General features: G+C 65.1%; 10 protein-coding genes. 1 reads left to right on the forward strand and 9 read right to left on the reverse strand.

Going from position 1 to position 13,778, the window contains the following annotated elements:
• The first annotated feature begins 130 nt into the window (after window positions 1-130).
• Window positions 131-1,978, forward strand: coding sequence for an ArnT family glycosyltransferase (locus tag JMY24_RS23520; protein WP_201703013.1), 1,848 nt, complete (start codon window positions 131-133; stop codon window positions 1,976-1,978).
• A 235-nt stretch (window positions 1,979-2,213) separates the two neighbouring features.
• On the opposite strand, the gene JMY24_RS23525 is transcribed toward JMY24_RS23520, so the two are convergent.
• The 9 genes from JMY24_RS23525 to kdpB all read right to left on the reverse strand — a co-directional run bounded on the left by JMY24_RS23525 (window position 2,214) and on the right by kdpB (window position 13,755).
• Window positions 2,214-2,942, reverse strand: coding sequence for a DUF924 family protein (locus tag JMY24_RS23525; RefSeq protein ID WP_201703014.1), 729 nt, complete (start codon window positions 2,940-2,942; stop codon window positions 2,214-2,216).
• Window positions 2,935-3,348, reverse strand: a complete 414-nt coding sequence (locus JMY24_RS23530; protein WP_020069556.1) for a group II truncated hemoglobin — start codon at window positions 3,346-3,348, stop codon at window positions 2,935-2,937. Before JMY24_RS23530 ends, JMY24_RS23525 begins: the two co-directional genes overlap by 8 nt.
• A gap of 31 nt (window positions 3,349-3,379) precedes the next feature.
• Window positions 3,380-5,869: an ABC transporter permease gene (locus JMY24_RS23535; RefSeq protein WP_236597492.1), complete on the reverse strand. Its 2,490-nt coding sequence runs from the start codon at window positions 5,867-5,869 to the stop codon at window positions 3,380-3,382.
• Window positions 5,870-5,985: 116 nt separating this feature from the next.
• Window positions 5,986-6,597: a DUF4126 domain-containing protein gene (locus tag JMY24_RS23540; RefSeq protein WP_201703016.1), complete on the reverse strand. Its 612-nt coding sequence runs from the start codon at window positions 6,595-6,597 to the stop codon at window positions 5,986-5,988.
• A gap of 203 nt (window positions 6,598-6,800) precedes the next feature.
• Window positions 6,801-7,121 (reverse strand): quaternary ammonium compound efflux SMR transporter SugE, encoded by a 321-nt coding sequence (sugE, locus tag JMY24_RS23545; RefSeq protein ID WP_128590821.1) that lies wholly within the window; start codon window positions 7,119-7,121, stop codon window positions 6,801-6,803.
• A 119-nt stretch (window positions 7,122-7,240) separates the two neighbouring features.
• Window positions 7,241-7,939 (reverse strand): two-component system response regulator KdpE, encoded by a 699-nt coding sequence (kdpE, locus tag JMY24_RS23550; protein ID WP_128594704.1) that lies wholly within the window; start codon window positions 7,937-7,939, stop codon window positions 7,241-7,243.
• A complete protein-coding gene (locus tag JMY24_RS23555; protein ID WP_201703064.1) occupies window positions 7,932-10,853 on the reverse strand; it encodes a sensor histidine kinase in 2,922 nt (973 codons plus the stop codon). Before JMY24_RS23555 ends, kdpE begins: the two co-directional genes overlap by 8 nt.
• A gap of 182 nt (window positions 10,854-11,035) precedes the next feature.
• Complete coding sequence (gene kdpC / locus JMY24_RS23560) at window positions 11,036-11,614, reverse strand: potassium-transporting ATPase subunit KdpC (protein ID WP_128594703.1); 579 nt, start codon at window positions 11,612-11,614, stop codon at window positions 11,036-11,038.
• A gap of 44 nt (window positions 11,615-11,658) precedes the next feature.
• Window positions 11,659-13,755, reverse strand: a complete 2,097-nt coding sequence (kdpB, locus tag JMY24_RS23565) for a potassium-transporting ATPase subunit KdpB (protein WP_128594702.1) — start codon at window positions 13,753-13,755, stop codon at window positions 11,659-11,661.
• Window positions 13,756-13,778 lie beyond the last annotated feature (23 nt).

The raw sequence follows: 13,778 nt of genomic DNA on the forward strand, positions 1-13,778 counted from the left end.
GCCGCGCCTGTAATCGATCGTAATAATTAGAGACTACAATCGCGGCCGATCGCGCGCCGTTGCCCGCGACGCCAGCAAGAACACGGTACACGCGCCTGAGTTGCCGCTTACCGCGACAAGAGATCGTCTCATGCAAGAAAAGCCAATCGCACCATCGCCGGCCGCCGGCTCGCAAGCTGCCGATCGCGCGCCCCACCGCGAGCGTTGGCGTGCGCTCACCAGGGTGCGTCCGCTGCTTTGGCTCGTCGCGATGGCGATCGTCTGCGCGTGGCTTTTGCCGGGCACCTTGGGTCACGATCCCTGGAAACAGGACGAGACCTATACGTTCGGCATCATCCGGCACATGCTCGACACAGGCGATCTCGTGGTGCCGACCAATGCGGGCCAGCCGTTCGTCGAAAAACCGCCTGTTTACGACTGGGTGGCCGCCGGCCTCGCATGGATGTTCGGCCGCTATCTGCCTCTGCATGACGCGGCGCGCCTCGCAAGCGCGCTGTTCGCAGGGTTGACCGTGTACTACACGGCCCGCGTCGCGCGCCGCGCAGTGGATACATCGAACTGGCTCGACTTGCGCGTGGTCAGCACCGTGGCGTTATTCGGCGGCACCCTCGTCGTCGTCAAACACGTGCACGACATGATGACCGACGTCGCGCTGATGGCAGGTGCGGCCATCGGCTTTTGCGGGCTGTTCGAACTCGTGCTCACGCATCTTCGTTATGACGGACAACGAAACAACGTGTCTGTCGACGCCGTCCCGCAGCGCCGCGATGCGATTCTAAGCGGCGCCGCGACGTTCGGCGTGGGCGTCGGCGTGTCGTTTCTCGCGAAGGGCCTGTTCGTGCCGCTGGTGTTCGGGGCGACCGTCTGCGCGGTCCTCGCACTTTATCCGGCCTGCCGCAGCCGCAGCTTCGCCGGCGCGCTCGGCGTGGCCGCGCTGGTGTGCGCGCCGTTCGCACTGATCTGGCCGGTCTGCTTCTATCTGCGCTCTGAAGCGCTCTTCAAGGTGTGGCTGTGGGATAACAACGTCGGCCGGTTTTTTGGTTTTTCGGTGGCCGAACTCGGCTCGGAGAGCGAGAACCGTCTATTCGTGCTGCGCACCGTGCTGACCGTCGGTTTTCCTGCCGTGCCGCTGGCAGTGGCCGCACTTGCGGGCGGCGCATGGCGGCGCTGGCGCGACCCGAGCGTCGCCTTGCCGGCGGTATTCGCGGGCACTGGTTTCGTCGTGCTGCAAAGCTCGGCGACGATCCGCGAGCTGTACATTCTGCCGTTCATCGCTCCGCTGGCGTTGCTCGCAATGCAAGGCGCCGAACGGCTGCCGCAGCGTCTGCATACGGCGTGGGACATGACGAGCCGCGTTTTGTTCGGCAGCACGGCGGCGCTCGCATGGATTGTCTGGTCGATCGTGAGCAGCCCGGCGAACACGCACGCATCGCTGCACCGGCTCGGTCGATGGTTACCGCTCGACTTCGTATTGCCCGTCCGCCCCGGGCTGATCGCCGCCGCGCTATTGATGACTATCGGCTGGCTGTGGCTGCTGCCCGTCTTCAAGTACTCGGGGAAATGGCGCGGCCTGCTGAGCTGGTGCGCAGGCGCTATCGTCGCCTGGGGGTTGGTGAGCACGCTGCTGCTGCCTTGGCTCGATTACGCGAAGAGCTACCGCTCAGTGTTCGAAAACCTCGGCGCGGTGTTGAGCGTGCAATGGAATGACGGCGATTGCATGGCGAGCGTCGGGTTGGGCGAATCCGAAGCGCCGATGCTCGAGTATTACACCGGCATCGAGCATCGGCCGGCCGCCGATACCGGCACAACCGAGTGTACGTGGCTGATCGTCGGGAGCCGGCGAGACAACCCGCGCACACCGGCTGGCGACTGGCGGCTCTTCTGGTCGGGCGCGCGTCCGGGCGATACCGACGAGTTGTTGCGCGTCTTCGTGCGCACGCCGACTGCAACGCCGGCTGCGGCTTCGGGAACTCCATAAGGCGAGGGCCGCGCGTTAAGTAAGCGGCGCCCGCGCGTTAAGTGAGCGGCGGCCCGCGCATTAAGTGAGTGGCGCCCGCGCATTAAGCGAGCGGCGGCCCGCGCATTAAGCGAGCGGCGGCCCGCGCATTAAGTGAGCGGCGCCCGCGCCTTAGGGGGCAATGCGCCCGTTCAAGAAGATCGCAAAGTTCAGGCGTTAGCCCCCAACGCAGTGCATCGGACGGCTAAAACGCGCATCAACCCCCGCCGGCGGGCTTCCTCGCGCGCGATTGAAACGACGAGCCAGGCTCGCGCAAAAAGGCGAGTTCATCGGCTGTGGATTCACGCCCCAGCACCGCATTACGATGCGGAAAGCGTCCAAAGCGCTCGATGATTTTTGCGTGCCTCACCGCGAACGGGTAGTAAGACGCACCGCCCGGCTCGGCGGCAAGGGCTTTGAAAAGACGCAGCGACTCATGCTGGCTCGCAAGCGATTCGTCGTGTTCGAACGGCAGATAAGCGAACGCGCGATGATGCACGCCCGGCAACAGCCGATCCGCTCCGCTCGCAACCATCTGCTGCGCAACAGCCAGCGCTTTCCGATCGGCCGCGAATGCCCTCGCCGTGTCGCGGTGGCAGTTGCGCGAAAACTGATCCAGCACGACGACGAGCGAGAGTGCCCCTAGCGGCGTTGCGGCCCAACTGTCGAGCCGGGACTCGCGGGCCGCATCGATCAGCGTTCCGAAACGTTCGCGCAACATCGCATCGAAAGAATCGTCGGCGGTGAACCAGAGCTTGCGCGGCTCGCCGAAGTCCGGCGAGTCCGGCGTACCGAACCAGCAGTCGAGCACGGCGCGCGCCTGCGGATCGAGCGCGGCGTAGTCAGCCGACGCGCCGCCGGCCGCCTCGCCTTCAAGCGCAACGGTGAGCGCATCCGGCGCCGGGGACGGCGCCGCGCCACCGACGTCAGCGTCAGCGTCAGCCATTGCGGTTGCGCATCCAGTCGGCCGTTTCGAAAAACGAGCCGAGCAGACGTTCTCTCAGCGGCTCGGCAAGCCCTATGTCTTCCATCGCCCAAGCCATGCAGCGAAGCCACTGGTCCCGTTCGCTCGACGCGATCGCGAACGGCAAATGCCGCGCACGCAGGCGCGGATGCCCGAACCGGCTGATGTAATGGTCGGGGCCGCCCAGCCATCCGCAGAGGAACCAGAACAGCTTGTCGCGCGAGCCGTCCATCGACTCGGGATGCAACGCGCGAATGCCGGCGAACTCCGCTTCGAGATCCATCAGGTCGTAAAAACGGTCGACGAGTTCGCGTACACGCGCTTCTCCGCCGACCAGTTCGAAGGCCGTCGGCTGCGCCGCCGACACTTCGTCATCGAGCTCACTCATAACAACTCATCAACAGAAATCGAGGGAAAATTCAGGCGTCCCGCAACGACTGCAACGCGGGACGCGACAGCACATGCCGCAAACTCAGCCAGCCGCCGACCGCGGCACAGGCAACGCCGGCCGCGACTCCGGCGGGCAGCATCCATGGATCGAACTCCAGATAAAACTGGAACACGCGAGTCGCGAGCACCCAGCCGATCACCTGCGCCCCGACCGCCGCCATGAATCCGGCGAGCGCGCCGACCGCGACGAACTCCGCAATCTGCACCGCACGCACCTGGCCGTGCGATGCGCCCAGCGCGCGCAGCAGCGCGGATTCTCGCATACGCTCGTCGCGCGTGCCGGCGAGCGCCGCGTACAGCACGAGCACACCCGCCGCGAGCGTGAAGGCGAACAGGAATTGCACCGCGCCGATCACCTGCTGCAACACGCGCTGCACCTGCGCGAGAATCGGACCGGTGTCGATGGCCGTGAGGTTCGGGTAGGCGGCGATCAGGCCGTCGATGGTCGAACGTTTCTCCGGCGGCAAATGGAAGCTCGTGATGAACGTGGCCGGGAAGTCCTGCAACGCGGCCGGCGGCATCAACACGAAAAAGTTGACCTTGAACGAGCCCCAGTCGAGCTTGCGAACGCTCGTGACCGGCGCGTCGATCTGCAAGCCGGTGACGTCGAAGCGCAGCACGTCGCCCGGCTTGACGTTGATCAGCTTCGCGAGGCCTTCTTCAATCGAAATCTGCGGCGTCTTCGTGTCGCCGTACCAGGTGCCCGCGGAAAGGCGATTGTCCTCGGGCAACTGAGTCGTGTACGACAGATTGAATTCGCGGTCCACTAGCCGTTTGGCGTCGTCGCCCTTGAACGAATCGGGATTCACCGCTTTGCCATTGATGGCGGTGAGCCTGCCGCGCACCATCGGCGAGAGCACCGTGCCGGGCACGCCGTGCGAGTCCAGATAATGCGTGACCGCTTCGCGCTGATCGGGCTGAATGTCGATGATGAATTCGTTCGGCGCATCGGGCGGCGTCGATTTGCGCCAGCCGGCCACGAGGTCATTGCGCGTCATCGCGATCAATAGCAGACACATGAGGCCGATGCCGAGCGCGGTGATCTGCAACGCGCTCGCACTGCTGCGCCGCTCCAGCGAGGCGAGCGCATAACGCCAGCCGATGCCCGCATTCACACGCTCGCTGCGCACCACGCGCGCCGCGCCCCAAAGCGCAACCCGGGCGACGCACGCGAACACCAGCAGCCCGCCCGCGAAACCGCCCGCGACAATTCCGCCGAGCTTCAACTCACCCGCCGCAACGATCAGCAGTCCGGCGAAGAGCACGATACCAAGCGCGTAGGCGGCCCACGCCGTGCGCCCCGCTTCGCCCCACTCGCGACGCAGCACGCGAACCGGCGGCACACGCGTGAGCGGCAACAGCGGCGGCAGCGCAAAACCGAGCAGCAGCACGAGACCGGCGGCGATGCCCTCGAGCGCCGGCCATGCCGTGGGGTACGGCAACACGACGTCGATGAGGCTGCCAAGCCACGTCAGCAACGCCAGATGGCCGAGATACCCTAATGCGACGCCGAGCGCGCCGCCCACCACGCCGACGCCGACGAATTCGAGCGTGAACAGTGCGCGCAGCGTGCGTTGACTCACGCCGAGACAACGCATTGCCGCGCAACCGTCCAGGTGCCTGCGCATATACCGATGCGCGGCCATCGCGATCGCCACCGCCGCGAGCAGCGCGGTCAGCAGCGACACGAGCGTGAGGAAATGACTTGCGCGGTCGAGTGTCTGGCGCACTTGCGGCTGGCCGTCCTGCAACGATTCGAGCGCGACCCCGCGCATCTTGCCGCCGTCCACCTTGCCATGCGCGAACTCTGCAAAGCGCGCGACCGACGCATCGGTGCCCGCGACCAGCAGCCGGTACGTCACGCGGCTGCCGAACGTGATGAGTCCGGTGGACTGCACCTCGTCGGCGCGCATCATCAGCCGGGGCGAAAAGTTGACGAACGAAAAGCCGCGGTCCAGTTCGCGCGTAATCATTGCGCCGATGGTGAAGCTGTGGTTGCCGACCTTCACCGTGTCGCCTATGCGCACCTTCAAAGCGTCGAGCAGTTGCTGATCGACCCAGACCATGCCCGGAGGGGGAATGGTTTGCGCGGGATGATCCGCCGCCGCGGCCGCGGAGGCGATCCGCAACGCGCCGCGCAGCGGATAGCCCGGCGACACTGCCTTGATCGCGGCGAGTCGCGACACCGGCTGCGCGGCGGTCGAGTTGATCATGCTTGGAAAGATTGCCGTGGTCGCCGTGCTCAGCCCGAGCGCCGACGCCTGCTGCGCGAACTGCGGATCGACCGGATGATCGGCGCGCACGATGAAGTCGGCGGCGATCATGCGCCGTGCATCGCGCTCGAGCCCTTGATGCAAACGATCGGCGAGAAAGCCGACGCTCGATAGCGCCGCGACGGCCAGCACCAGCGCGAGCAGCAGCATGGTGAGTTCGCCCGCGCGCCAGTCGCGCGCCGTCATGCGAATCGCCTGGCGCAGCAGATCGCCGCCGCTAAAGCGGCGCGCCGCAGCTACGGCGACGCGCGCCGTGGAATGTCTGACCTTGTCGCTGGTTTCGTTCGTTTCGCTGGTATCGCTCAATCGTGCCTGCTCCTCGCGAGGCGCGACACCATATGCGTGGCCATGCCGCGAAAGCCGCCCTGCACGCCGCGCCACAGCCGCGGCAACACCCAGCCGGCGAGCACGAGAAACCCGACGATCAGTACCAGAAACAGCAGCGGCACGAAGAGCGCGAGCAGGATGCCGCCGAATACGAGACCGTCTTCGGCGGTCGACGTGACGATATTCGACACCGGTTCCGGCGACAGATTGATTAGCGCGCGCGTGCCCGCTTTCGTGAGATGCGCGGTGCCCGCGAGCGTGCCGCCCGCGAGCGCGGCGACGGTCAGCAGCGCGGGATCGGCATGGCCGAGTGCGCCGGCTGCAAGCACCGCGCCGGCCGGAATGCGGATAAAGGTGTGGATTGCGTCCCACAGAGAATCGAACGCGGGAATCTTGTCGGCAAGAAATTCGGTGACGGTCAGCGCGCCCGCCACGCCGATCACCCACGGCGAGGACAGCGCGGACAAGGTATCGGGAAGATGAACGAGGCCGAGGCGCTCGAACACGCCGGCCAGCAGGACCGTCAGATAGAGGCGCAGGCCGCTGCCCCATGAGAGCCCCGCAGCGAGCGAAAGTGATTCAAGCATGGCCGCCTCCAGGCGCGCGGTGCGTGCCAGGCGCTTCGGCGGGCCAATCAGGAAGGAGCCGCCACACCGAAGTCGTCAGACCCGCGCCAAGCCGGCCGCGCCGAGCAGGCCGCGGGCAAATTCAGGTTGGTTTCAATCTCATTATAGCCACGTTAATTCGCAGAACGCAGAGTGGCTTGCAAAATGGCGGCGTGTGCAGCGGCTCAATGTCCCGACGACAGCTTGAGCCCGACCAGTCCGACGACGATCAGCGCCGCGCTCGCCACCCGCGGGAGCGTCAGCGCCTCGCCCATCATCACGATGCCGAAGATGAACGCGCCGACCGCGCCGATGCCGGTCCAGACCGCGTAAGCGGTGCCGAGCGGCAACTGCCGCATTGCCATGGCAAGCAGGACGAAGCTGCCAACCGCCGTCACGATGGTGAAGACGGAAGGCCAGAGCCGGGTGAAACCGTCCGAGCTTTTAAGACCGGCCGCCCACGCGACTTCGAGCAAACCGGCGATAAATAGAAGAATCCAGGACATGAAACAGCTCCATTGATCAGATGGGGCCGTCCCCGTTTGTGAAAAGCGTAAGGCCGTCCTTACGGCCCGTAATTATAACGACCCAGTCGCCATCGCGCTTCGGGGCGCACGCCGCATGCTCAAGCCACGCCGACCAGCCGGTAACCGACACCCGTCTCGGTGACGATGTGCTCGGGTTGCGCCGGATCGCGCTCGAGTTTGCCGCGCAAATGCGCCATATAGATGCGCAGATAGTGATAGCTCTCGACATGCGACGGCCCCCACACGTCGCGCAGCAATTGCCGGTGCGTCAGCACGCGGCCTGCATGGCGCACCAGCGTCGCGAGCAGCCGATACTCGATCGGCGTCAAATGAACCACGGCGCCCTCGCGCGTCACCTGACGCAACGCCAGATCGACGCTTACCGCGCCAAAGCGCACCTGCGGCGATTCGTTCGCGCCCCCCTGATTGCGACGCCGCAGATGCGCGCGAATTCGCGCGAGCAGTTCGGACACGCCGAACGGCTTGGTCAGGTAGTCGTCCGCACCGGCATCGAGCGCCGCGACTTTCTCGCTCTCCTGCGTGCGCGCCGACAGCACGATCACCGGCAATTCGCTCCAGCCACGCAATTCGCGGATCACGTCGAGCCCGTCGGTGTCGGGCAGCCCGAGATCGACGATCACGAGATCGGGCTTGCGCGTCGCGGCTTCCACAAGACCCTGCTTGCCGGTCTCGGCGTCATGCACAGCGATGCCCTCGCCTTCCAGCGCCGTGCGCACGAAACGGCGGATCTGCTTTTCGTCCTCGATCAGGACGACGGTGATGCTCGGCTCACTCATGAGTTGGTTTCGCAAGCTGGTCCAGGTGCGGGTTCAAATGCGGGGAAGCAAGCGGCTGCTGAGCCGGATTGTCGACGGCTTCTTCCTCCATTGCATCCGGCGCGTCCGGCGGCGTGTCGACGGGCAGCGTGAACCAGAAGCGCGCACCGTCGATGCGACCTTCAGCCGACTCTCCCGACTCTGCCGCCCCTGCCGCCCCTGCCGCCCCTGCCGCCCCTGCCGCCCCTGCCGGCATGCGATTGAGCGCACCGATGCTCCCGCCATGCGCCTCCACGATCGCGCGACAAATCGCGAGACCCAGGCCCACACCGGGCTTGGCCGATTCCTTCTCGCCGCGTGTGAACTTCTCGAACACTCGCGTTTCCATGCCGACCGGCAGACCCGGCCCATTATCGTCGACGGTGACGCGCACGAACGGCTTGCCGTCCACCTCGAAGCGTTGCGCGCCGATGCTCAACGGCGTGCCCGGCAAAGTGTATTTCGCCGCATTCTCGAACAGGTTCGAGAAAAGCCGCTCCATCAGTACAGCGTCCAGATGCAGCAACGGCAGGTCGGCAGCGAGATTCACCTGCACCGGGTGTCCGGTCAACGCACGCTTGCAGGCACGCAGCGCGGCGCCCACGGTTTCTTCGAGCAGCGTCCACTGACGGTTTAGCTGCAGGCTGCCCGCCTGCAAGCGCGCCATGTCGAGCAGATTCGTCACGATGCCGGTCATGCGCAGCGCTTCTTCATGGATCGCCTCGACGAGTTCACCGTCGCGCTCCGCGTCGACGTGAGGTCCGCGCGATTCTGCGAGCATCGACGAGAAGCCGACGATAGTCGTGAGCGGAGTGCGCAAGTCGTGCGAAATCGCGGACAACAGCGAGTTGCGCAAACGTTCGGATTCCATACTGACGAGCGCATCGCGTGCAATGTCCACGTAATGCACGCGCTCGAGCGCCAGCGCGATCTGCGCGGCGAACGCGTCGAGCATGCGCTCCTGCTCGGGCACATCCAGTTCGCGTTCGTCGCGCAGCACCACTGCAAGCACGCCGCGCGTGCGCATTGGCGCCTTCAGCGGCAGATATAAAGCAGCCGCAGCGGGCAGCGTGTCGGTGCCGTGTCCGGCCGGCTTCTGGTGATCGTAGACCCACTGGCCGACATCGGTATCGAGCAGTTCGCCTTCGAGCGTGATGGCGGCGTCCGGGTCCTCGATTTTCTGCTTCACCCGATCGGCGCTGTCCGGCAACAAAATCGCCACGCGCGCACCGAACACTTCGCTCACGTGACGGCTGCCAATGCCGACGATCTGTTCGGTAGTCAGCGCCGCGGCCAGTTCGCGCGCCATCGAGTACATCGCGCCGGTGCGCTGCTCGCGACGCCGCGCCACGCGCGCCTCGCGCCGCAAGCTCGAGGTTAGATGGCTGATCACGAGCGAGGTCAGCAACATGCCGAAGAACGTCAGCAGATATTGCGTATCCGACACCGACAACGAGAAGCGCGGCGGCACGAAGAAAAAGTCGAATGCGGCGACGCTCACGAACGACAGCAGCACGCCGGGCCCGCGCCCGAGCTTCGCCGCGGCGAAGATCACGCCGAGCAGATACAGCATGACGAGGTTCGTCAGATCGATGCGATTGCTCAGCTGACTCGACAACGCGGTGATGCCCGCGCAGATCGCCAGTGCAAAGCCATACGCGCGCGGCGGCGAGCGGCGTTCGCGCGCGGCGCTCAACGCGTCGCGCCACGCGTTCGCGGTCGTGCTGAGCAAGCGGTGCTGCTCGCCGCTGCCGCTTTCCGACGACGACGCGCGAATCAGCGTGAGATCGACATGGCCCGCCTTTTCCGCGATGCGTTCGCCAAGCGGCCGGCGCAGCCAGCGTGTCAAACCCGAGCGGGTCGACGCGCCCGCCACCAGTTTCGAAACGTTGCGAGCTTGCGCATAACCGGCCAGTGCCAAAACCGCGTCGGCGCCTGCGAGCGTCGCCGTTTCCGCGCCGAGTTCCGCGGCGAGCTTCAATGCGTTCAGCGTGCGTTCGCGGCGCGCATCGGGCAAACGTTGCAGCGCAGGTGTTTCCACATACACGGCGATCCAGTCGGCCTTCAGGCTCGCGGCGAGACGAGCCGCCGCGCGCACCAGCATCGGCGCTTCGGGACCGGGACCGACGCATACCAGCAAGCGCTCGCGCGCCTGCCAGATCCGCTCGATCGAACGGTCAGCACGGTACTCCCGCATTTGCGCGTCGACCCGATCGGCCGTACGGCGCAATGCCAGCTCGCGCAGCGCAATCAGATTGCCCTTGCGAAAAAAATTGCGCACAGCGCGCTCGGCCTGCTGCGGCAGATACACCTTGCCGTCGCGCATGCGGTCGAGCAGTTCCTCGGCGGGCAGGTCGACCAGCGTGACTTCGTCGGCGCGATCGAACACACGGTCGGGGACTGTCTCCCACACGCGGATGCCCGTGATCTGTCCAACCACGTCGTTCAGGCTTTCCAGGTGTTGAACGTTGACGGTCGTATAGACGTCGATGCCGGCGTCGAGCAGTTCATACACGTCCTGCCAGCGCTTGAGATGCCGCGCGCCCTGCACATTCGAATGCGCGAGTTCGTCGACGAGAATGAGTTGCGGCTTGCGCGCCAGCGCCGCGTCGAGATCGAATTCGCCGAGCTTGCGGCCACGGTAGTCGAACTGCGCGAGCGGCAGCACGTCGAGTCCTTCGAGCAGCGCGGCCGTTTCGCCACGTCCATGCGTTTCGGCGATGCCGATCACCACGTCCGCGCCTTCGTCACGACGGCGGCGCGCCGCCTGCAACATCGCGTATGTCTTGCCGACGCCCGCCGACGCGCCGAAAAAAATCTTCAGCCTGCCGCGTTGACGCTGTTGTTCGTCACGCTGCAGCTTGTCGAGCAGTTCATCGGGATCGGGGCGGTTCATGCTTGCATGTTTGATGGTAGGCACGCGGCGTTGCGTGCATGGTGGCACGGCGGCGGCTCGGCCGCAAATCGTTCGTGACGATGCACGGCCGTGGCCTGTGAAAAGATAAGAAGCGCATTCGCGCGCGCCGCGTGTTCCGCCGCTTGTTCGTTAGCGCCGCGCCAAACTCCAATCAAGCGCCCTCAACCGCGCTTCATCTCGTCGAGCGCGAGGTTCAGTTGCAGCACGTTCACGCGCGGCTCGCCGAGAACGCCGAATTGACGGCCGCTCGTGTAACGGTCCACTAGCGCTTGCACATCGTTCTCCGCGAGCCCCCGCGCTTTCGCGACCCGATCGATCTGATAAGCGGCCGCCGCCGGGCTGATCTCGGGATCGAGTCCGCTCCCGGAAGAAGTCACCAGATCGACCGGCACGGGCTTCGACATATCCGTGCCCGCTGCCTTCAAAGCATCGATGCGGCCTTTCACTTCGTCCAGAAGCGCCGGATTGGTCGGCCCGAGATTGGAGCCGCCCGAAGCCTGTGCGTTATAGGGCATCGGGCTTGTCGCCGATAGACGTCCCCAGAAGTACTGCGGCGCGTCGAACTGCTGGCCGATCAGCTTCGAGCCGACCAACTTGCCGTCCTGCTCGATGAGGCTGCCATTGACCTCATCGCGAAACAGCGTTTGGCCCACGGCGGTCATCAACGCCGGATAAGCGAGGCCGGTAACGGCGCTAAGCACCGCGAAAATGACGATCAAAGGACGCAACAGATTTTTCATGACGATTGTTTCCTCGTAAGCTGCCGGTTTTCAAACGGCCGAACTCAAACCCAGCCGGACGCAGCCAGCACCATATCTATCAACTTGATGCCGATGAACGGCACCACGATTCCACCCAGCCCGTACACGAGCAGATTGCGTCGCAGCAGCACCGCAGCGCCGAGCGCGCGATAACGCACGCCCTTCAACGCGAGCGGAATCAGCAGCACGATGATCAACGCGTTGAAAATCACCGCCGACATGATCGCGGATGCCGGCGTCGCCAGATGCATCACGTTCAGCGCATTCAGCGCCGGATAGGTGGTCGCGAACGCAGCCGGGATGATCGCGAAGTACTTGGCAAGGTCGTTGGCAATCGAAAACGTGGTGAGCGAGCCGCGCGTCATCAGCATCTGTTTGCCGATTTCGACGATCTCGATCAGCTTGGTCGGATTCGAATCCAGGTCGACCATGTTGCCGGCTTCTTTCGCGGCCTGCGTGCCGGTGTTCATCGCTACCGCGACGTCGGCCTGCGCGAGCGCGGGGGCGTCGTTCGTGCCGTCGCCCGTCATCGCCACGAGGCGTCCTTCGGCCTGGTGTGCGCGGATCGTCGCGAGCTTCGCTTCGGGCGTCGCTTCGGCAAGGAAATCGTCGACGCCCGCTTCTGCCGCAATCGCCGCCGCGGTCAGCCGGTTGTCGCCTGTCACCATGACCGTCTTGATGCCCATCTTGCGCAACTCGGCAAAGCGTTCCTTGATGCCGCCTTTCACCACATCCTTCAACTCGATCACGCCGAGCACGCGCGCGCCGTGTTCGCCTTTGTCCGCGACGACGAGCGGCGTGCTGCCGCGCCGCGCGACTTCGGCGACGGCGTTGCTGACTTCGTGCGGAAAACGGCCACCGTTCGCTTCGACGTAATTCTTCACCGCATCGGCGGCGCCCTTGCGAATTTCGCGGTTTGGCAGATCGACGCCGCTCATCCGGGTTTGCGCGGTGAACGCGAGGAACACTGCATGCAGCGACGCCATATCGCGCTGACGGATATTGAACCGTTGTTTCGCGAGCACGACGATGCTGCGTCCTTCGGGCGTTTCGTCGGCAAGCGACGAGAGTTGGGCTGCGTCCGCGAGCGCTTCTTCGGTAAGCCCCGGCGCCGGAACGAAGAGCGACGCCTGGCGATTGCCGAGCGTGATCGTGCCGGTCTTGTCGAGCAACAGCACGTCGACGTCGCCGGCGGCCTCGACCGCGCGGCCCGACGTCGCAATGACATTCGCCTGCATCATGCGGCTCATTCCAGCCACGCCGATGGCCGACAACAAGCCGCCGATCGTGGTCGGGATCAGGCAAACGAGCAGTGCGACGAGAGCGGTGATCGTGACTACGTGGCCCGCCGCATTTGCCAGGTGCGCCGCTTCCACCGAGAACATCGAGAACGGCAGCAGCGTAGCCGTCGCGAGCAGCATCACGATGGTCAGCGCAACCAGCAGAATGGTCAGCGCGATTTCGTTCGGCGTCTTCTGACGCTTCGCGCCTTCGACCATCGCGATCATGCGGTCGAGAAACGCTTCGCCGGGATTTGCGGTGACGCGCACGACGATCCAGTCGGAGAGCACGCGCGTGCCGCCCGTCACCGAAGAAAAGTCGCCGCCCGACTCGCGAATCACCGGCGCGGATTCGCCGGTAATCGCGGATTCGTCGACGGACGCGACGCCCTCCACCACCTCGCCGTCGGCCGGAATCACGTCGCCGGTTTCGATCAGCACGACGTCGCCACGACGCAAATCCGACGCCGTGACGATACGAATCGGCGACTTGGGATGCGGCTCGTTGAGCTTCTTCGCCATCACGTCTTTCTTCGCGCTGCGCAGCGATGCGGCCTGCGCTTTCGAGCGGCCCTCGGCGAGCGCTTCGGCGAAGTTCGCGAACAGTACCGTGAACCACAGCCACAGCGTGACCGCGAGGATGAAACCCGCAGGCGCCTCCGCCTGACCGGCGAGCGCGGCGATCCATAGAACCGTCGTAAGAATGCTGCCGACGTACACGCAGAACATCACCGGATTGCGGAACTGCGTGCGCGGCGTGAGCTTCCTGAAGGAGTCCACGATCGCCGGGCGCAGCAGCGCCGGATCGAACATGGACCTCGTTGCATTGTGTTCAGTCATTGAATCCTCGAATTTCGCGTTGC

The sequence above is a fragment of the Paraburkholderia kirstenboschensis genome (assembly GCF_904848585.1).
GTDB lineage: Bacteria > Pseudomonadota > Gammaproteobacteria > Burkholderiales > Burkholderiaceae > Paraburkholderia > Paraburkholderia kirstenboschensis.

Bases quoted from the DNA above. Each gene is read 5' to 3' on its own strand.
- kdpE (WP_128594704.1), bottom strand. From the start codon at position 7,939: ATGAGTGAGCCGAGCATCACCGTCGTCCTGATCGAGGACGAAAAGCAG.
- JMY24_RS23540 (WP_201703016.1), bottom strand. From the start codon at position 6,597: ATGCTTGAATCACTTTCGCTCGCTGCGGGGCTCTCATGGGGCAGCGGC.
- JMY24_RS23555 (WP_201703064.1), bottom strand. From the start codon at position 10,853: ATGAACCGCCCCGATCCCGATGAACTGCTCGACAAGCTGCAGCGTGAC.
- kdpB (WP_128594702.1), bottom strand. From the start codon at position 13,755: ATGACTGAACACAATGCAACGAGGTCCATGTTCGATCCGGCGCTGCTG.
- JMY24_RS23530 (WP_020069556.1), bottom strand. From the start codon at position 3,348: ATGAGTGAGCTCGATGACGAAGTGTCGGCGGCGCAGCCGACGGCCTTC.
- JMY24_RS23525 (WP_201703014.1), bottom strand. From the start codon at position 2,942: ATGGCTGACGCTGACGCTGACGTCGGTGGCGCGGCGCCGTCCCCGGCG.
- sugE (WP_128590821.1), bottom strand. From the start codon at position 7,121: ATGTCCTGGATTCTTCTATTTATCGCCGGTTTGCTCGAAGTCGCGTGG.
- JMY24_RS23520 (WP_201703013.1), top strand. From the start codon at position 131: ATGCAAGAAAAGCCAATCGCACCATCGCCGGCCGCCGGCTCGCAAGCT.
- kdpC (WP_128594703.1), bottom strand. From the start codon at position 11,614: ATGAAAAATCTGTTGCGTCCTTTGATCGTCATTTTCGCGGTGCTTAGC.
- JMY24_RS23535 (WP_236597492.1), bottom strand. From the start codon at position 5,869: ATGACGGCGCGCGACTGGCGCGCGGGCGAACTCACCATGCTGCTGCTC.